16 protein-coding genes and 1 riboswitch are annotated in these 19,395 nt (G+C 40.3%); of the genes, 10 read left to right on the top strand and 6 right to left on the bottom strand.

Features of this window, described 5'->3' with window-relative positions:
* The first annotated feature begins 372 nt into the window (after positions 1-372).
* A complete protein-coding gene (locus ON073_RS09900) occupies positions 373-738 on the top strand; it encodes a response regulator (protein WP_274761727.1) in 366 nt (121 codons plus the stop codon).
* Between the two features lie 412 nt (positions 739-1,150).
* Here ON073_RS09900 and ON073_RS09895 read toward each other — a convergent pair whose 3' ends face one another.
* Both ON073_RS09895 and ON073_RS09890 read right to left on the bottom strand, forming a co-directional pair.
* Entirely contained in the window at positions 1,151-1,990 is an 840-nt protein-coding gene (locus tag ON073_RS09895; RefSeq protein WP_274761726.1) for an isopenicillin N synthase family dioxygenase, read from the bottom strand.
* A 221-nt stretch (positions 1,991-2,211) separates the two neighbouring features.
* A complete protein-coding gene (locus ON073_RS09890; RefSeq protein WP_274761725.1) occupies positions 2,212-3,366 on the bottom strand; it encodes a hypothetical protein in 1,155 nt (384 codons plus the stop codon).
* A 338-nt stretch (positions 3,367-3,704) separates the two neighbouring features.
* On the opposite strand from ON073_RS09890, the gene sbcB reads away from it, so the two are divergent.
* Positions 3,705-5,144, top strand: coding sequence for an exodeoxyribonuclease I (gene sbcB / locus ON073_RS09885; protein WP_274761724.1), 1,440 nt, complete (start codon positions 3,705-3,707; stop codon positions 5,142-5,144).
* Positions 5,144-5,401 (top strand): Rho-binding antiterminator, encoded by a 258-nt coding sequence (locus tag ON073_RS09880; RefSeq protein WP_274761723.1) that lies wholly within the window; start codon positions 5,144-5,146, stop codon positions 5,399-5,401. The genes sbcB and ON073_RS09880 overlap by 1 nt, the downstream gene beginning before the upstream one ends.
* Before the next feature lie 45 nt (positions 5,402-5,446).
* Here ON073_RS09880 and ON073_RS09875 read toward each other — a convergent pair whose 3' ends face one another.
* A complete protein-coding gene (locus tag ON073_RS09875) occupies positions 5,447-6,328 on the bottom strand; it encodes an NAD(P)-dependent oxidoreductase (protein ID WP_274761722.1) in 882 nt (293 codons plus the stop codon).
* A 93-nt stretch (positions 6,329-6,421) separates the two neighbouring features.
* On the opposite strand from ON073_RS09875, the gene ON073_RS09870 reads away from it, so the two are divergent.
* On the top strand, positions 6,422-7,411 hold the full coding sequence (locus ON073_RS09870) for a 2-hydroxyacid dehydrogenase (RefSeq protein WP_274761721.1): 990 nt from the start codon (positions 6,422-6,424) through the stop codon (positions 7,409-7,411).
* A 46-nt stretch (positions 7,412-7,457) separates the two neighbouring features.
* Here ON073_RS09870 and ON073_RS09865 read toward each other — a convergent pair whose 3' ends face one another.
* Positions 7,458-8,780 carry a sodium-dependent transporter gene (locus ON073_RS09865; protein ID WP_274761720.1) on the bottom strand — a complete coding sequence of 441 codons (1,323 nt, stop codon included), beginning with the start codon at positions 8,778-8,780 and terminating at the stop codon, positions 7,458-7,460.
* Between the two features lie 106 nt (positions 8,781-8,886).
* On the opposite strand from ON073_RS09865, the gene ON073_RS09860 reads away from it, so the two are divergent.
* Positions 8,887-9,672, top strand: coding sequence for a 4'-phosphopantetheinyl transferase family protein (locus ON073_RS09860; RefSeq protein WP_274761719.1), 786 nt, complete (start codon positions 8,887-8,889; stop codon positions 9,670-9,672).
* On the opposite strand, the gene lysC is transcribed toward ON073_RS09860, so the two are convergent.
* Positions 9,622-10,971: a lysine-sensitive aspartokinase 3 gene (gene lysC, locus ON073_RS09855; protein ID WP_274761718.1), complete on the bottom strand. Its 1,350-nt coding sequence runs from the start codon at positions 10,969-10,971 to the stop codon at positions 9,622-9,624. The two genes, ON073_RS09860 and lysC, sit on opposite strands and share 51 nt — an antisense overlap.
* Positions 10,972-11,038: 67 nt before the next feature.
* Positions 11,039-11,212: riboswitch (Lysine riboswitch) on the bottom strand.
* Between the two features lie 83 nt (positions 11,213-11,295).
* Complete coding sequence (nhaD, locus tag ON073_RS09850; protein ID WP_274761717.1) at positions 11,296-12,549, bottom strand: sodium:proton antiporter NhaD; 1,254 nt, start codon at positions 12,547-12,549, stop codon at positions 11,296-11,298.
* Positions 12,550-12,744: 195 nt separating this feature from the next.
* Between nhaD and ON073_RS09845 the strand changes: the two genes are divergently transcribed.
* From ON073_RS09845 to ON073_RS09825, 5 genes are all read left to right on the top strand, one after another.
* Entirely contained in the window at positions 12,745-13,992 is a 1,248-nt protein-coding gene (locus tag ON073_RS09845) for a hypothetical protein (protein WP_274761716.1), read from the top strand.
* A gap of 5 nt (positions 13,993-13,997) precedes the next feature.
* The gene (locus ON073_RS09840; protein WP_038641964.1) at positions 13,998-14,549 is read left to right on the top strand and encodes a condensin complex protein MksE; all 552 of its coding nucleotides are present in this window, start codon (positions 13,998-14,000) and stop codon (positions 14,547-14,549) included.
* Positions 14,549-17,347, top strand: a complete 2,799-nt coding sequence (locus tag ON073_RS09835; RefSeq protein WP_274761715.1) for an ATPase — start codon at positions 14,549-14,551, stop codon at positions 17,345-17,347. The genes ON073_RS09840 and ON073_RS09835 overlap by 1 nt, the downstream gene beginning before the upstream one ends.
* Before the next feature lie 123 nt (positions 17,348-17,470).
* Entirely contained in the window at positions 17,471-18,103 is a 633-nt protein-coding gene (locus ON073_RS09830; protein ID WP_274761714.1) for a lysoplasmalogenase, read from the top strand.
* Between the two features lie 48 nt (positions 18,104-18,151).
* Positions 18,152-19,186: a phospholipase effector Tle1 domain-containing protein gene (locus ON073_RS09825; protein WP_274761713.1), complete on the top strand. Its 1,035-nt coding sequence runs from the start codon at positions 18,152-18,154 to the stop codon at positions 19,184-19,186.
* Positions 19,187-19,395 lie beyond the last annotated feature (209 nt).

Raw genomic sequence — 19,395 nt, 5'->3', positions numbered from 1 at the left:
AATTTGTCATATGTATATTTTATTATTTTACACCTTCTAGCTTGATAATTTTTCACAGTAACAAGGCAAATTTGTGCGTCAATAGCGAGCCTATTGCCAACAAATTTAACGCAGTAATAATTAAAAGTAGCTGCTTGAAAGTAATTTGTTGTCCCGAGTTCAGGTTAACTATTCTTTTCATTTTCTTGAATCAAACCAAACACTGTTACACTTTCTGTGCAGTGTTTTTTATTTTTGTAAGTCCCAAAATTGTTAAAGTTGCCCTAATTTACTTGATCTGATGCAGACAGCATCGTACTAACTTTGCCAAATTCAAACGTTAGCTCCTATACTTATTTTGTTATAAAAATTAGCGTTAAAAAGGAGTGAGTTATGGCGCATATTCTCGCGGTTGATGATCAACACACTATCCGCTCTATGATTGAAGCAATCCTGACTGGTGCGGGCCATCAAGTGATGACAGCAGTAGATGGTGTAGATGCAATGGAAAAGCTAAGAACACACCAATTTGATATGGTGATTACAGATATTAATATGCCCAATATGTCTGGGCTTAGTTTAATTCCTAAAATTCGCCGACTACCAGAACATCAATATGTTCCCATTTTAATGCTCACCACCGAATCAAGTAGCTATAAAAAAGAAAAAGCGAAAAACAGTGGCGCAACTGGTTGGTTAACAAAACCGTTTGATCCCACGCGCTTACTGACCGCAGTAGAAAAAATGATTAAAAAGTAAACTTTTTTATTTGTAGTGTATACAAAATACAAAAATCCTGTTACAAATATAGGCACTAGGCAAAAACACAGCAACTATGGCAGGTACGACCTGTTTTAGATAAATACAATTACAACTTGTTGATGTCATCCTTTGTTCTAGTAAATTTTCGGTCACTTTTTATAAGTTAACTGTATTTCGCATTAACTTAACGTGGCTAAATTGAAATAACCTAATGACAACAGGAACACAGAAAATGGGAAACTCAACAGGAAGCTTATGCCCCCCTGCTAACCGCCAACAACCAGTCGACAATTCGAAACACGCTAGTAAGCCGTTTCAACCGAGTCAGGACGAAAAATGTTTTGAACGAGGTTATAACTAACAATTAAAAAAGCCCGCAACTGCGGGCTTTTTTATATTTTACAGAGTGTTATTTTACACCTAGTTCTTTTAAACGTTCGTTCAAGTAGCTGTCTGCAGTGTAACGCTCTGAAAGCACTACATCTGGACGAGGATGTAAAAATAACGGTAATGAGATGCGTGATTTATCAGACGCTTTACCTGTTGGGTTAATCACACGGTGGATTGTCGATGGGAAGTAACCACCTGACGCTTCTTGCAGCATATCACCGATATTAATGATCAGATTACCAAAGTCACATGGCACATCAATCCAACCACCATCTTTGTCTTGCACTTGAAGACCAGGCTCATTTGCCGCAGGTAGAACTGTTAATAAGTTAATGTCACCGTGTGCTGCTGCGCGGATTGCACCTGGCTCTTCATCGCCCGTCATTGGTGGGTAATGTAGAACACGTAATAACGTTTGCTCTGAGTTTGAAATCATATCTTTCAAATCAATTGAAAACTTCGCTTTTACGTCTGCTGGCGCATATTCTTGTACCCAGCTTAGTAGCGTAGAAGCAAACTCGTTCGCTAAACGGTAGTACTCACGAATTTCAGCTTCTAATTGTGCAGGAACACGACCATTTGGGTAAACGTGGAAGTATTCTTTGATATCTTTTACAGTGAAACCTTTAGCTACCTCAGATACTTCTGGTGGAAAATAACCATCTTGCGTTTCTTTGCTAAACAGAAAATCGTGTTTTTCGCTCGAATTGAAAAAGTCTTGCCAATTTTTATAAATCGACTCAACTAAATCTTGAGAAATTGGGTGGTTTTTTAATACACCAAAGCCGGTATTGCGTAACGACTCAACAAACTGCTCAGCCGCATTTTCAGCGGTATAATCAACCGTAGGTAATTGCATAAGATTCACCAAAATAAAAAAGTGAAGAGCCTTTTTGGCTCATACACTTATCAAATAATTCAAGGGATGTGTTTTGCACGCATCATTCTCACTAAAGTGATTATAGATTATAAGGACGAATGTCCGCACTCATGTTATGAGTTATCTTCTTTTGATTTAAGTCAATTTGATAACGTACTTTATTAGCACCTTATACTCTATTAGCAAAACATCAGGTTTCATTAATTAAATGCGTTGTAACGCTTAGCACTTTGCTCGGCTTGATGCCAAAGTGTTGTTTGTTTTAAATCTCGCAGTAAATAATAACTGTCTAGCTCGCTCAAATTGGCAATTTCTTTAGCTATCGAATAAGGATATCGCCCATATTCTAGCTGTTTAGGGTCAATGCCGTAATTAAGTAACAGCCAAATAATCGATGCGCCAGATTCATAAAACATATTGAAGGCAAAATATTGCTCTTTCTCTTTTTTGGAACTTATTTGTTTGTAGCCATATTGTTCTTCATCAAGTTTAAGCGGATTTAATAAACTAAAGGGTTTATTTTTATGAGAAGCAATCACCTCTCGGGACATCATAACATCAACATACAGTGCACTGCCTTCAAACAGCTCTTGCCCTAACGCATGTTTATAAACCCAACCTGTAGACTCATCACCCGTACGCGAACTATCAATTCGCATCATTTCATTCGTTATTACGGTATATTGTTTAATAAAATGTAATGTTTCTTCACTGCTTAACACTTTATTTGGTAAATCTGACATTAAAGCTAACAACATTACTTTGAGCGTCACCATTTCTTCATCAAGTGGATATTTCCAAAGTTCATCAAAATCAAGTTGATCTCGTCCCGCTGGTTGTTTAAAAGCCTTGTATTGATAAATATGAAATGCCTCATGATATGCCAACGTAATTGCTGGAGTAATTAACATGTCTGAGATATTGACCGACTGCTCACTATAGCTTTGCAAGTAATATTGGTGGTTCTTAATTTTATAATAAAAATTAAAAAGGCCATTGCCTTCTTGTAATTTGTCATGGGCAACGACACTCAATTCATTTAGTTGTTGCACGTTAATGTCATAATGCTTATCTAATGCAACAGCATCTGGGATAGTTTCTTTTGCATTGACAATATAAGCATTTTTCACTTGCTTATCCTCGGCATGAATCAGATACATCCCGACTTTATCAAATTGGTAACCCTGCCATGGTGTATCATGTTCACCAGCTTGTTTAATTTGTTGAAAAAACATTTCATCTATTTTACTTGCCTGCCCTGTGCTAACCGTAGGCTTGCCAGTCGAATTATTATTTTCACTATTACACCCTACAATCACCGTCAAGATACATGTAACCAATCCCAATTTTTTCATATTCAGTTCCTTTTCCTCAAACAAAACATAATGATATGAATCAAGCGAAGTAAGGTTAAGTAAGCATCTGTGGGAAAGTGTGACCAAGCTGTGACTTCGTGTTGTTAAGGTTTAACATTTAACTAAAATGCAACAAACAAACGACACAAAAAGTCCACATCAGTGTAAGCAAGGACATTATCAATGTTAAATGTTATGATTAGGCTATATAAAAATCTTTGAAAAGTTTGAAGTTACTTTGCCCAAAGCTATCTTTATCTAAGCGCTATTTTTAGGCTAAAGCCACGAGTTTAATTGGACCATCACCTTTTCAATTTCAAAACGAATTATACTTTTTTATGAATAACCAAGAACAAGCAACAATTTACTGGCACGACTACGAAACTTGGGGAGCAACTCCACAAAAAGACAGACCCAGCCAGTTTGCAGGCATTCGTACTGATCACGATCTTAATATTATTGGCGAGCCTTTGGTTATTTACTGCAAACCACAAGCAGATTACCTGCCTCATCCAATGGCAGCATTGGTTACAGGCATTACACCGCAACATGCAATGAAGCACGGTATTTGCGAAGCTGATTTTATTAGCAAGATTCATCAAGAGTTTGCCAAAGAAAATACCTGTGTTGCAGGTTACAACAGTATTCGCTTTGACGATGAAGTATCACGTTATTCTTTTTATCGTAATTTTTACGACCCGTATGCACGTGAATGGCAAAATGGTAACAGCCGTTGGGACATTATTGATTTAGTTCGCGCTACTTTTGCACTGCGCCCTGAAGGTATCAATTGGCCAGAAAAAGAAGATGGTTCACCAAGTTTTAAGTTAGAAGATTTAACTGCAGCAAATGGCATTGATCATGGTAATGCCCACGATGCTCTGAGTGACGTCACAGCAACCATTGCGCTAGCAAAACTTATAAAAGAAAAACAGCCCAAACTTTATCATTTTTATTTTGGCTTACGCTTTAAAAAAGCAGCGCAAGAGCTAATAGATGTATTTAATATGACGCCTTTAGTGCATGTCTCTTCAAAAATTCCTGCCAGTCAAGGCTGTACAACATGGATTGCGCCAATTGCGTTTCACCACCAAAATAAAAACGCAGTAATTTGTGTGAATCTAGCGCTCGATCCTACCCCGTTAATTGAATTAAGTGTTGAAGAAATTCGAGAGCGTCTTTATACAAAGCGCGAAAACCTGAGCGAAGATCAATTGCCGATTGGCCTAAAGCAAGTGCATATAAATAAATGCCCGTTTATTGCACCAGCAAAGACCTTGTTACCTGAAAACGCCGAACGACTGGGTATAAATCGAGAGGCCTGTTTAGCAAACCTCAAGCTACTTCGTGCTCACCCTGAGCTTCGTGAAAAAGTGGTTGAGGTATTTAACGATGATAGCCATTTAACACCAATTACAAACCCTGATTATGCACTTTATCAAGGGTTTGCCTCAAGCGGCGACAAATCAAAATTCGATATTATTCGTTCAACTGAACCCAGCCAACTAGCAGGGCTTCAACTTGATTTTGATGATGCAAAGTACAGTGAAATGCTGTTTCGCTATCGTGCACGTAATTGGCCTGAAAGCCTTAATCATCAAGAGCTCGAAAAATGGCGTAAGTATTGTCAGAGTAAATTAATGCATGGCGAAGATAACCCTTCAATAGACGCCAATGAATTTATGCTCACACTCGAAAATTTAGCCCATGAACATGAAAGTGATGAAAAGAAAATGGCAATACTTAAATCACTGTATCATTACGCACAGAGCCTTTAATGACAAAACGTATTAGCTGCGATTTGCATGATTATTTTGAAATTGTCTGTATGCGACAGAGCAATATTCGCATCACAATTAAAGGCAATGTTACTTATCAGGGTAAAGCTGTCGATTTAAAGACACTTCAAGGAACTGAATTGATAGAAGTTCAACTAGCTGATGGCAAAATAAAGCGCATTAATATTGCTGAGGTTATTACCTTGTCTGCGTGTGGCAATATCCCTGCTAGTCATAATTTCGATATTAAACTGTAATCACTAACAGCCCAATTTATCTTGGGCTGTTAACTCTCATGTTGATTATTTTTGTTTAAAAGACTGCAAACGCGCTAGTAAACTAGATGTATCATAACGGCCACCACCCAAGTTTTGTACTTCACTGTAAAATTGATCAACAAGTGCTGTTACTGGCAGCTGTGAGCCATTTTTTCGTGCCTCATCAAGGGCTATGCCCAAATCTTTGCGCATCCAATCAACGGCAAAGCCAAATTCATACTCGCCTTTAAGCATGGTTTTATGACGATTTTCCATTTGCCATGAGCCTGCAGCGCCTTTGGCAATGGTTTCAACAACCTTTTCACCATCAAGACCTGCATTCATCGCAAAATGCATGCCTTCAGAAAGTCCTTGTACCACACCAGCGATACAAATTTGATTTACCATTTTACACAGTTGACCTGCACCAACAGGTCCTAATAATTGACTAAACTGTGAAAAGGCAGCCATAACCGGTTGCGCTTTTGCAAATACCGCATCATCACCGCCGCACATGACAGTTAATACACCATTTTCAGCGCCGGCTTGCCCACCTGAAACAGGCGCATCTATAAAATCATTGCCTTGCGCTTTTGCAAGTTCAGCTAGCTCCTTCGCTACTTCAGCCGATGTTGTTGTGTGATCAACAATAATTGCACCAGGCTTTATGCCAGCAAGTATGCCATCTTCACCTTTCACAACTTGTCGTAAGTCGTCGTCATTGCCCACGCAAACAAACACAAAGTCAGCATTTTCAGATGCAGCTTTAGGCGTTTGTGCAAAGCTACCTAAATATTCATTTGCCCACTTTTGCGCTTTTGCTGTGGTACGGTTATAAACACAGGTTTCATAGCCAGCATTTTTAAGATGCCCTGCCATCGGGTAACCCATTACACCCAAACCAATAAATGCAACCTTAATCGACATAACTTACTCACTTTTAATCTTTACAAAACTGCGTTTGAGTATAATCATTTAACGCATTGAATTATAGGCTTACATCTGGTTAAGGAAAGCAACATGAATTCTAAGTCCTTTCGTCTCGCATTTTTTAGTACACAAAAGTACGATATCACCGCATTTGAGTGTCAATTTCCTGAACATATCTCTGCCGAATATTTTTCGCAGCCACTGAACGAAAGCTCCGTAAAACTCGCTGAAGGGTTTGATGGTATTTGTTGTTTTGTTAATGATGTGCTTGATGAAACTGTGATTAAAAGCTTAAGTCAGCTTGGGGTAAAGTTGATTGCGCTACGCTGTGCTGGATTTAACAATGTAGATTTAAACGCCGCAAAAATGCATAACATTAAAGTGGTGCGAGTACCTGCTTATAGCCCTGAGGCTGTAGCAGAGCATTGCTTAGCACTTATTCTTACGCTTTCTCGCAAAACTCATAAAGCCTATAACCGCGTAAAAGAAAACAACTTTGATTTAAATGGCTTACTTGGTTTTAATCTACATAACAAAACGGTTGGTGTGATTGGCCTTGGTAAAATTGGCAGCGCTTTTGTTAAAATTTTAAATGGATTTGGTGCAAACGTGATCTATTTTGATCCATTTGCCGAAAGTGAGCTAGCTAAGCCAGTTAGCCTAGAAACCCTTTACCAGCAATCAGATATTATTGCCCTTCACTGCCCGCTGACCAACGATACGCTCCATATCATCAATGAAGAAGCACTCGAACAAATGAAACCGGGGGTGATGCTTGTTAACACTAGCCGCGGCGCACTAATTGACACGAAAGCCTGTATCAGTGCGCTTAAATCACGCAAATTGGGGTACTTAGCACTCGATGTGTACGAGCAAGAGTCTGAACTGTTTTTTAAAGATATGAGCTGTGAAATTATTGATGATGATGTTTTCCAACGTCTACTCACTTTCCCTAATGTCCTTATTACTGGTCATCAAGGCTTTTTCACAAAAGAAGCTGTGAGTGAAATTGTTGCTACCACACTTCACAATGTGAATGAATTTATTACCAATTCACCATTAACCAATGAAGTTAAATAAAAAAAGCGCGTTTTAAACGCGCTTTTTTTATTCTATTTTTTAAAAACTATTTAAATGCTACGTTAGCAAATACCGCTAACATTAAGATTGGGCAAATAAAGCGGATATAGTTCGCAAGAAGTTTATATCCCAATTTATCTGACTCATGAAGCTTATTACCACGCTGCCAAAACCAGCCAACAACCACAAAGTAAAACAGTCCCATCAACGGTAACTGGTACTGGGTAAATACGGTGATCACTAAACCAAATAACCAATCAAAATTGACAATAATAACGCTTGAACAAAGACCTACAATAACCGTTACCAGCCATGTCGCAGGTTTTCTATCAAAACCATGATTTTCAACTAAAAACGATACTGGGATTTCGGTTGATGAAATGGTTGACGTAAGTGATGCAATCGACATAAGAACAAAAAATACTAAAGCAACTACAAGCCCAAACGCACCTAAGGTTGCAAACAGCTGTGGCAAAATAGCAAAGATTAGTTGGCCTTCACCTATTAGTTTGCCCCCTTGCATAATCTCTACACCCTGAGCTTGCGCTACATAAAGTGCCGGAATAATTAGTAAACCCGCTAAAAATGCAACACTGGTATCTAGCATGGCAACTGAAATCGACATTTTTGCCACGTTTGCATCGCGCTTAAGATATGAGCCGTAAATCATCATACAACCAACACCGAGTGACAATGAGAAAAACGCCTGTCCCATCGCTGCAATAATTAAATCCGGGTCGGTTACTTTACTAAAATCAGGTAATAAGTATGCCTTAAAGCCATCGCTTGCGCCTTCAAGTGTGCCAATGTAAACAATCAAAACAAGTAGCAATACTAATAACACTGGCATTAAACGGCGTGACCACACTTCAATACCAGACTTAACACCTTTTAAAATAATGCTGGCAGTTAAAATCAACATCAGCGGGGTAAAAATAAAATTGCGCAGTAAGGAGTCTGATTTCAGAAAAGTGGCAATATCAGTGAGCCCTAAAATAGTTGCTATTGGCTCTAAGGCAAACGCCAGCATCCAGCCCGCAACAATGCTGTAAAAACTCAGCATCACAATTGCGCCACCAAGGCCAATATAACCTGCAGCTGCACCCAATTTTCTACTTGTTGATTGGCACGCCTCAGCTAATGCTTTTACCGGGTTCGCTTGCGCACTGTGGCCAATATAAAGCTCAGTAAAAAGCGCTGGTAATGCGAGTAAAAAGATTACAATAAAGTAAACCAGTAAGAATGCGCCGCCACCGTGATTTGCAGCCTGCGTCGGGAATCCCCATATATTGCCTAAACCTACGGCTGCACCTGCTGCCGCTAAGACAAAACCTAAACGACTTTGAAAGCCATCTCTAATTTGTGCCATATTGAACTCTTATTTTTATTATCTACACCACGACTTATAAAACCAAGCAAGATATACTGCAGCAAATATAAAGGCTACGCTTGGCTAAAAGACTAATCTATCGGGTATGGAAACGATTAACAACAAAAAACCACCAATAACAGGCAACTCGCCTGAGCGCGCGCATTTTAGCGCGCTAAACCCTAAGTCACCAATCAATTTAGTTATAGCCAATAGCCAATACCTTAATTTTGACCAAATAAACATCGAATCTATTTTGTCACCAAGTGAAATCGCCATTATGCAAAGGCGCAAACTAGACAGCGCAAAACGGGAATATTTAGCATCTCGTTATTTAATTAAATGCTTGGCACAGCAATACTTCGCGATTGAACTCAAAGAACTTACAACGTTTTTTGACGAACCTAGTGCCCGCTTGGTAATTAAGTATCAAAACAACACTTTGCCACTGTCACTGGTGATCAGTCATTCTAAAGGTTGGGTAGCCGTTTATTTGGCAAGCACGCCTGAGCGTATGGGTATCGACCTAGAATTTATTTCAGAAAAGCGCCCTTTCCTAAAATTAGCAAAGCACTTTTATCATATTGATGAAATTAATGAAATTGAGAGAGCAAACCCTATGTCCGATACTTTTTTTCGTATCTGGACATTAAAAGAAGCGCTGGCTAAAGCTATTGCGGTTCCCATTGCTAAATTATTAGCACCCAATGTATACGAGAGCTATGCCAACAACAATTTGCTCGCTTATAGCTGTCAAACCAAGCAATTTGACTTTTCTTTTGCTGCGCCAGCAACTGTATTGCAGCCACCAGCGCTTATTGAAGTTTTGCTTAAAGGTGATTTAACAGGCTTCGAGCAAACGGCTGTGAATCGCTTGCACAACGTTATCTGATTCACTTTGCTCTACTAAAAAGCACAGATTGTGCTTACTTGCACCATGGCAAATTAAACGAATATTAAACTCACTAAGTACACCCATTAGGTTAATTTCACCATGGCGTAATTGAATTTCAGAGCCAATTAATGCCACCAAGGTTAAATTATTCTCAACCGTTACATGGCAAAATTCGCTTAGCTCATCAAGGCAAGCTTGATCAAGTTCTGGGCGTGATGCATTTGGCGCATTATCAAGCGTTAACGCAACACTGATTTCAGAGGTAGTCACTAAATCTACCGAAATATTGTATTTCGCTAAAATCGTGAAAACGCGTGCTAAAAAGCCGCTCGCAAGAAGCATTTCAGGGCTCTTAAGGGTCAATAAAATCTGATTTTTACGCTGGGTTACTGCGCGAATACCCGCTTGTTCTGATTTTTCTTTCTCAATCCAAGTACCGCCTTGTTCTGGCGCTTTGCTCGAACCAACAAACACACTAATGCCACTGCGGCTTGCTGGTAAAATAGTTGCAGGGTGCAGTACTTTTGCACCAAAGGTTGCCATTTCTGCCGCTTCATCAAAGCTCAGCTTTGCAATCGGTGCTGCTTTTGCACATAAACGTGGATCTGTACTAAAAATACCTACAACGTCTGTCCAAATGTAAACGGCTTTTGCGTCTACTGCCTCAGCTAGTAACGCGGCACTGTAATCAGAGCCGCCACGGCCTAAGGTTGTTGTTTCACCTTGGCTATTTGCGCCAATAAAACCTTGAGTCACAACAATGTTATTCTCAAGTAATGGTAAAAGTTTTTCAGTTGCTAAAGTACGTGTGCGTGCAACGTTTGGTTCTGCTTTTGCGAAATGTGAATTTGTTGCAAGCACTTCACGTACATCAAAACGCAGAGACTGTGCGCCTAAACTGCGCAATACTTGTGTAAATAAATACGATGATAAACGCTCACCAAAACTTAATAGCTCGTCGCTTGCTTTGTCATCAAATTCGTTTTGTAATGCAAAGGTCTTGAATGCTTCAAGTGTTGCTAAAAAGCCATCAGTGATATCTGCATCTAATGTTAGCTTGTCGGTAATTTTGTGCTGAATTGCAACAACCGCATCGATATGTGCTTGGCGCTCTTCAGTCGTTAAACTGTCATTTGCAAGGCTTACTAAATGATTGGTAACACCAGAGCTTGCACTTACGGCAACTAAACGGGTGCTTGGGTTTGATATAACAATTTCGGCGCAGCGCACCATAGCGTCATAGTCTGCGACACTGGTACCACCAAATTTTGCTACATTAATACTCGAATTAGACACGGTCTCTCCTTTAAATCTTAATAAGGAGAACTTGGCAAGGAACGTGATTGATTACATCAGGATAGTCTCTGCCAGAAGCTCTCCACCTGTTACAGGTGACAGTCCCGAAGATTCAACTTCTAGAACCGAAGCAAACTGGCCACAAATCCAGATCACTCCTCGGCAGTTAACCCCCTGATAGACCGTCGTCGGGAATGCGCCCTCGAATCTACTACCTGATTAATGCACCTCTTCTGTGTTTGAATACTTAATAAGCACACAAACAAAAGCCTTCTAAAAAGAAGGCTTTTGAAATTTACCGTTTAGCCGTCTAGCTGTCAATCACTAATTAAGAAATAAACAACCAACTAAATACGATGATGAATAACCAATGGTGTAGGCAATCATCAAATACATAAACATGCGCAGGTAACTTACAAAGGTCAGTTCCTTAATTTTGCTCATCGCAATAATACCTGCAGCGGAACCGATAATCAGCATTGAACCACCGACACCTGTTGCATAGGTAAAGGTTAACCACTGGCGCGTATCCATTACGATATCGGCTTTTAGTAGTGCTGCAGTAAGCGGTACATTATCAACCGCGGCTGACAAAATACCCATAATAAAGTTTGCGTACTCTGGTGCTAACACTTCATACAGGTGTGTAAACTGGTTCAAAATACCAATTTCTTTCATTGCACCTACAAGCAGTAATACCCCAACGAAGAATAATAAGGTGTCGTACTCAATTTCACGCACATAATCTATGATCTTTTTGTTCACGTCTTTTTTGCGCATTAAGAATTGCGCCACCAAAAACATCAGCGATAAGCCAAACAAAAAGGTTAATAAAGGTGGAATGTGATACCACACACTAAACATTAGCGTTGCTACGATGGTCGAAACAAAAATACACGCAATGGTAATATCGGTTTTTTCAATGCGGCGTAGTTCTACTTTTTCAAAGGTAATGGTGCCTTTCATGCCCATGCTCAGCATTGCTGCCAAAATAAATACAGAAAAAGCTGCTGGTGCGACTAATAACAGCAAGTTAGCAATGGTTACTTTATCAGCGAGGAAGATCATTAAAGTAGTTACATCACCCGTGATCAGCGATACACCACCTGAGTTCACCGCAAATACAATGAGCGTGGCATATTTAATTAATTTTTTGGCATCAAGCTTAAGCGACATCACAACCGCAAGCGATATCAGCGTTGCAGTGATGTTGTCAGAAATCGACGAGAAGAAAAACGCAAACGCACCTATTAAATACATTAAATTGCGTTCACTCATTTCATTAGGCAATACCCTATGCACCAAGCTTTGAATAAACCCCTTCGAGTTTAAATAAGCAACAAAGGTCATCGCCGCCATCAAAAACAACCACAAGGTCGCAATTTCTAAAATATTGTGATCGAGTTCTTTTTGAACAGATTCTGGGCTTTGCCCATGTAAAGGGGAAATAAAGAGAATAATCCAGCACAAAGTTCCAAAAAATAGCGTTGTTTTGGCTTTGTTTACATGGATAATATCCTCTATAACAATCAGCACGAAAGCGATTGCTATCAGCGCGAGAATAACACCTGACACCATCTTGTTATTTTAACCTGCTAGAGTTGAGTTAAAAATTTGAACGAACACCCAACCTGCGGTCGATAAGAAGCCTGTTGAGCGGCGCGAAGTGTAGCACTGAAGATTACCTAAAACCACTACGGCTTTAGTTAATTTACACATTTTTTTTATAAAAAATTTACTTTTTGGATAGATATCAAGATAACGTGGATAAATATGATCCCACCTAAAAGAATTCTAGCAACCTTGGTAGACAATTGGTCACTGATTGAAGCACTAATAAAACGCTTTGATTTTGGCGATTTTAGCTTCCAAGATGCCCAAAGCTTGTTAAAAAAATTAGAACCCAAACTCTCTTCAGAGGCGGTATTTAAGCAAATTAACAAGTTGATCCAGTTAGAGATCATCATACCTCTCGCTAAATCGTCACAGCTCGAAATTAACCGTGCTATTGCCGATTTTTCGCAATTTTTATTGCAAGAAGAAAGCCTTGGCTTAGTTGGTGAAATTCATGTTTTGGTAGAAGATTTAGCACGCTTAAACCAACGTTTGTCACATGCCGGTTTTAATGATGACGAAATGGAAATCAAGCGAAATGCACGCATTATGGATGAGCGCGTGCGTAAAATTGTTAAATTATTCCAACATAATCAAAACGCTATTTTTAACCTGGTTGAACAAGCTAAATCTAACGACTCTAATTTAACGTTGGCAAAGCGATATAAAGCGGTCATTGAAGCATTTGATGAATACATTGAACCAATGCTCAATATGGTCGATATTGGCGGCGAATTTAAGCTGTGTTTTGAGCAAATAGAAGCCTCACTGAGTGACTTGATAATTCACTTCACAACCCTTGGCAAATTTAAACACGAAAAGCGCCAGCTTGAGCAATTGCGCAGCCGTATTTTAGATATGTATTTAATTGGTCAGCAATCTCTCACCAAAAGTGCCGATGTATTATTGCCACTGCGAGAAGAGCTGCGCCGCAATACCCAGCTAACCAAACAAACCTCAGAGGTACTTGCGCTTATTCGTAAACAAGGGGTGGATAAAATCCTTGGCGAATTTATGCCGTACTTTAGCTCAGAGGCGCAGCGATTGTCGCTTGGTTCTAACAACCAAATCACTGCGTATATGGCCGAGCTTGCGGAGTTTGAGCACGACGAGTACGAATTACCGGATATGAGTGCGGTGAATCAATACACGGCACCTAACATTCCTGATTACAATCAAGTAAAACAACGCTTTACGCAAGCTAAACGCAGCAAAAAAGCGTCTATTATGGATTTCTTAACGACCACCTATGATGAACTAGAAACTGACGAGTTATTATACCTTTACCAAAAACTAGCTAGCGATAACACGCTCGCCATTTCGCACGGCGAGCAAGTAACCATTCAAAGTGGTAATAAACAGCTTACGCTCAAGCCGTATCTCGCAAGTTCAGTTTCATCGGATTAATTTTTATGTCTCAAATCGATTTATCATTGCTTTCAGAGCTTAAAGCAATCAATAAAAAACTGGTGTCTGGCTACCATATTTGCGAGCAAGACAGCCAACTTTTTCAACAACTTGATCAAGAATTTGATGCCTATGAAGCGCTTTTTGCGGCTCTTGGCCAAACCCTTGTTCACGATGCCCGCGGTTTTTATTACTTGCAAGTAGATGAGGGCACGCCGAATATGGGTAAAATCTCCCGCTCATTTGCCCTTACCATTTATGTGTTGATTGAGCACTATGCCAACCTCGGTAAAGATCCACTAGTTGCCCTTTTCGATAGCGATATCGACCTTGAACTGATGATGACCTTAGTGCAAAACAATAAGCACTTATTTGATCAGCTAGAGATCTTTTCGGGTAGCGATATGCGCCGCGATGTGTTTTTACGTATGGTAAGACTTGGCGTTGCCCGCGAAACTGAACTGGGTTTTCGTATTCTTGCCTCAGCGCACCGCTATTTAGATGCGCTAAACGACATTAGCAATTTTCAAAGTCATATGGACGAGGAGCAAGTGTAATGACTGAATTATATGGATTAACCAAACTTGCCCTATTAAATACCGCAGGTTACGCAAAATGCGTGATACCGCTCAATAAAAGTAGCTCTATTTGTGCGCCGAATAACACAGGTAAAAGCTCGGTTATCAACGCATTACAGTTTCCGTTGATAAACGATTTGCGTTTAACCGAATGGGACGGACACGACCTCGACGAAACCCGTAAATTCTATTTCGCGTCTGATCAATCGTATATTCTACTTGAAGCAGAACTTCCCCATGGCCCAGTAGTCATTGGTGTTGCGGGCCTTGGTAAAGTAGCAGGTTATGGCTACCAGTATTTTTGCTACCACGGTAAATTAGATTTAGCCGACTACACACAAAACAAACGCATTTTAAAATACACCCAGCTATTTAAAGAGTTAGGTGAAAAAGGTTACGCCCCATATGAGCTGAAAGCACAAGAGCTAAATGCCCTTCTGACGGGTGGCGCGACACCGTTTGATAGTGTGCTTAACCTTAAAATGATCCCGCTCAATCATGCCCATGATGCACCGATTTATAAAGAGATTTTCCGCCGAATTCTAAACTTACATAAACTTGGCGCGCAAGATGTAAAACGCTTTATGCTAAAAGTGTTTGAGCGTCACATGTCAAACGCCAAGGTAGACTTTTACGATGTGTGGCAACGCGCCTTTGAAAAAGTAAATCGTGCAAAAATAGAATTAAAAGCGCTTGAGCAAAACGGTGAGGCGATCACCGCGCTTGAAAGCATGTTAGAGCATCAAAGCGCACTAAAAGGCAAACTTGCGGCCTTTGCGCCTAAAATTGATAAAGCCTTAATTGATTACAGCGATTTTAACGACACCAAACTAGTTGAAATCACCGAACAACTTGAAGGCATTGAAAGCGAAAAAGTCGAGTTTGAACAGCGCCAAAGCCTGTATTTAGGTCAATTACGTGAGATTGAGCGTAAACGCACCCAACTCGATGCTTGGTTTAGTGAATTTTCAACCCTTAAAAATGAGTTTGAGCTGGTTAACGAAGCGCAGTTAAAAGCAGAGCTTTCGCAAGTAAAAAAAGAATACGATGCGCTCTCGCATACCCTTGCCAGCGCCGAAGGGCAATCACTTGTTACCCTTGATTTCCGCATTAAAGATGCCACCAAGCAAATTAAGAGCTTAAAACAGCAGCTTAAAAACCTTGAATACAATTTATTTACTCGCATGCGTGAAGACTTATCACTGAAAGAAGTAGAAGATATTTCGTGCCTGCTTAACCACGATATTATGACCATGGCAACGTCGGGTAAAAACGACATCACCATTCATGATGAAACGGCATTTAGTGAGCTGCTTGATTTAATTTCCCGCTCAATTGAAGGCAATGTCGCAAAATTGCCGGGCATTGATATTCCATTAAAGGGTTTAAACGCGCTTAAAATGCAATCGGGCGATGATAAAGAAACCATTAAAGCGCAAATTAATGCGTTTGAAACATCGCTTAAAGAATTACTGGCACAAAAAGACGTTGCCGTTGATTTAGAAGGCAAAAAGCAGGAAAAAGAAACCCTGTACCAAACGGTAATGGCGCACGAAGCGGCGCTTAGCCAATTTGCTAAATACACCACTATGCTTGCCTCAATTGAAGCGCAAGAGTTATTGCTGTCACAACTTGAAAGTGAGCAAGACGAAGTAGAAGGGTTACTTAGCGAAGTGCAAAACGCCGTTGCCACCATTGCCGACAGACGTTCAATTATTAAAGCTAACCGCGATATGCTGGCGCGCCAAAGTGCCCGTTTAGCGCAAGTAAAATCAGAGCGTATTGACCATACCCTTGATTTTTACTCAGGCAAACAGACGCCCTACCCGATTGATATCACTATAGATTTTGATAACTTAGCCGATTTAATTCATGGCTTTAACAAAGACTGTCATGAGCTTAGAAATTTTGCGGTTAACGTATCAAACACCTATCTGCATATTTACAACGCAGGCCTGACAAAATTTGATGGCGAAACGGACGAATACTTAAAGTATCAAAAAGTGATTAATGCATATCATAACCTTGATAACGAGCAACAAGCGGTGGAACGCCAAGCGCGTGTAGCACTGACCGAAGTAGCCGCGACCATTAAAGGCTTACGCGAAGATTTAGATCGCCTGCGCCGTGAAATGAATAGCTTTAATAGCGGCATTAGCCAGCACCGCATTTCAAACTTAAAGAGCTTTAAAATTGAAGTATTGCCACGCAAACAGCTTATTGAAAGTATTGATACCATTATCGCTACCTCAAATAAGCTTGATAACGGCGATACCCTCGATTTACTTAGCCAACAAGCGTTTGATGAAAAAGAGATTAATCGCGCGAAAGATCACTTAATTGAGCTTGCCACAGGAAATGGCGGTTTAACCTTAAGTGATTTATTTGATATTCGCTTTGTAGTGGTCAACCGCGCAGGTGAACAAGATACCTTTGATAAAATCGATTCTGCTGGTTCAAACGGTACCCGTATCACCATTAAGCTACTGTGCGGCATGTTATTTATTCGCTACTTATTAGCAGATAAAGAACAAAGTAAATACCGTATTCCTATCTACATTGATGAAGCGGCTGATATCGACCCGCAAAACCAACAAGCGATTATTGAAACCGCTTATAGTTTTGGTTTCGTGCCGCTGTTTGCCTCGGTTAAGCCACAGGTAAGCTGCGAATACATCGTACCTATTCGTACAGTAAGCGATGGTAAACAAAACTGGGTAGATGAAAACGACTGGATTGCAGTAAGCGATACTGAAAGTGATTTAGTAGCAAGCTGATTTCACCAAGGCGCAAATTAATTAAAAGCGGCACAAAATAAGTGCCGCTTTTTGTTTTAAATTGTTGAGTTCTTCGCAGTTCTTGCGTATTTTGGTCACAATTTTGTTGTAAAACCGTTAATTATGTTTAATACACTTCTGCCTTTTATTTTTATTTCGGCATACAGTCACATTTACTTTGATAGCTTAAAAAAAGATGCACTCTGTTATATTTTTAAGCCGTTAACCACCATTTTGATCATTTGCCTTGCGTATTTGCAAACCACTACCTTCACACCGGTACACTACTGGGTATTTGGCGGGTTCGTCTTTTCACTTATTGGCGACATTTTTTTAATGTTGAAAAAAGACTACTTTTTGCAAGGGCTTATCGCGTTTTTTATCGCTCATGTAGCCTATGTGATCGCCTTTACCGACACCACAGGCTTTGAGTTTAATGGTTGGCTGCTGCTCTTTTTATTAGCCTATGCAGGCATACTCATTGCCGTTTTAAATAAACATTTAGGAAAGTTGCGTATTCCGGTTTACGCCTATGCAACGGCACTGACGTTAATGGTGCTTACAAGCTACAACTTCTTCCAGCTATCGTGGCACTACATGAGCCTTTACGCCTTTGTTGGTGCGCTGTTTTTTATGGTGTCGGACTCAATTTTGGCGTATCGCCGTTTTGTTAAAGAATATGCGTGGAGCCAACCTGCTATTTTAGCGACCTACTACATCGCGCAAAGTATGATTGCGCTTAGCTTAACCAATTAGCCTTGAATGGTTTTTTAGAATAACGAGTATTAACAAGGACTGTTTTAAATGAACGCCGTATTTTGCTTCGATGGCACCTGCAACGAACCCAGTGATGTGGATGATGTATTTTACAACAGCAGCATCAGCAATATTTTAAAAACCCATATTTTTTGCGGTGGTGATTTAATCAATACAAGCCATGCCTTTGAGCAACAAAAAAGTTTTTATTACGCAGGCATTGGCACCTACGGCAATTGGTTAAGCCAAGTATTCAATACCATGTTTGCGCCCGAATACGCTGATTTAGAAAGCATTTACAACCAGGCATACAATGACTACCTCACCCTCACAGGTGATGACTCTATTTTTATTTTTGGTTTTAGCCGTGGCGCGGCAATCGCGAGGCGTTTTGCGAGTAAACTTACTGAGCAAGGTCGTAAAATCACTTTTTTAGGTGTGTATGACACGGTAGCCTCCATCGGCATGCCCGATCTAAGTTCTCAAACAAAACCTGTTAGCGATGTGGTATTTGAAAATAACAGTGTAAGCCCACTTATTCAGCAAGCTGTGCACTTAGTTGCGATAGATGAACGCCGCATTGCTTTTCAACCTCTGCTGATGGCACCTGGTGCCAACGTAAAAGAAGTATGGTTTGCCGGCGTACACTCTGATATAGGCGGTGGCTTTTGGCACGATGGCCTAGCCGATATTTGTTTAAGCTTTATGCTTGAAGAGGCAAAGGGCTTTGGTTTACAAGTACTTGAACTGCATCAAGTGGATTACTCAAAACTTAGTGAGAATAACGTTTCTATCGGCTCTGACGACATTGCTATTTTCCCGCAAATTGATGCTCCACTTCATCAAAAAGCCCGCACTGGCTTTATGTCATCTAAAACCCTAGGTCCGCGCCAAGTTCGCGTTGATTGTTTGGAAGACTGCATGCCACTAGTGCATTACAGTGTGGTTGAACGCTTTGTTAACGTTGCCGATTACCGCCCAATCGCCCTTCGCAATAAACCATTTCAGCTGTTATTACCTAATGGAGAACGCAGTGGGATGATTTTTGGTATAGAGGGAATGAGGGAATATTCGGTGTTGTGATGTATTTGGTATGGGTGTAATCCTTAACACTTTCGCTTCAATCTAGCATTTGTCGCACTGGCGACGACAGCCAAAGGGCGGCTTTACTTCCATGCTGGGTATCTTGCGCCATCCATGGCGCACTCTTATTCATTTTTGTTACACGACAAAAACGAACCACAAATTTATCGGGAATAAATTTGAACAGCGAAGCTGGCCCTTAGGGCGAA

The sequence above is a fragment of the Pseudoalteromonas sp. G4 genome, assembly GCF_028875915.1.
GTDB lineage: Bacteria > Pseudomonadota > Gammaproteobacteria > Enterobacterales > Alteromonadaceae > Pseudoalteromonas.
Note: the sequence above shows the minus strand (reverse complement) of the source record. Positions and strands in the feature narration are given on the sequence as shown.

Coding starts and splice junctions, on each gene's coding strand:
- ON073_RS09900 (WP_274761727.1), top strand. CDS start 373: ATGGCGCATATTCTCGCGGTTGATGATCAACACACTATCCGCTCTATG.
- ON073_RS09895 (WP_274761726.1), bottom strand. CDS start 1,990: ATGCAATTACCTACGGTTGATTATACCGCTGAAAATGCGGCTGAGCAG.
- ON073_RS09890 (WP_274761725.1), bottom strand. CDS start 3,366: ATGAAAAAATTGGGATTGGTTACATGTATCTTGACGGTGATTGTAGGG.
- sbcB (WP_274761724.1), top strand. CDS start 3,705: ATGAATAACCAAGAACAAGCAACAATTTACTGGCACGACTACGAAACT.
- ON073_RS09880 (WP_274761723.1), top strand. CDS start 5,144: ATGACAAAACGTATTAGCTGCGATTTGCATGATTATTTTGAAATTGTC.
- ON073_RS09875 (WP_274761722.1), bottom strand. CDS start 6,328: ATGTCGATTAAGGTTGCATTTATTGGTTTGGGTGTAATGGGTTACCCG.
- ON073_RS09870 (WP_274761721.1), top strand. CDS start 6,422: ATGAATTCTAAGTCCTTTCGTCTCGCATTTTTTAGTACACAAAAGTAC.
- ON073_RS09865 (WP_274761720.1), bottom strand. CDS start 8,780: ATGGCACAAATTAGAGATGGCTTTCAAAGTCGTTTAGGTTTTGTCTTA.
- ON073_RS09860 (WP_274761719.1), top strand. CDS start 8,887: ATGGAAACGATTAACAACAAAAAACCACCAATAACAGGCAACTCGCCT.
- nhaD (WP_274761717.1), bottom strand. CDS start 12,549: ATGGTGTCAGGTGTTATTCTCGCGCTGATAGCAATCGCTTTCGTGCTG.
- ON073_RS09845 (WP_274761716.1), top strand. CDS start 12,745: ATGATCCCACCTAAAAGAATTCTAGCAACCTTGGTAGACAATTGGTCA.
- ON073_RS09840 (WP_038641964.1), top strand. CDS start 13,998: ATGTCTCAAATCGATTTATCATTGCTTTCAGAGCTTAAAGCAATCAAT.
- ON073_RS09835 (WP_274761715.1), top strand. CDS start 14,549: ATGACTGAATTATATGGATTAACCAAACTTGCCCTATTAAATACCGCA.
- ON073_RS09830 (WP_274761714.1), top strand. CDS start 17,471: ATGTTTAATACACTTCTGCCTTTTATTTTTATTTCGGCATACAGTCAC.
- ON073_RS09825 (WP_274761713.1), top strand. CDS start 18,152: ATGAACGCCGTATTTTGCTTCGATGGCACCTGCAACGAACCCAGTGAT.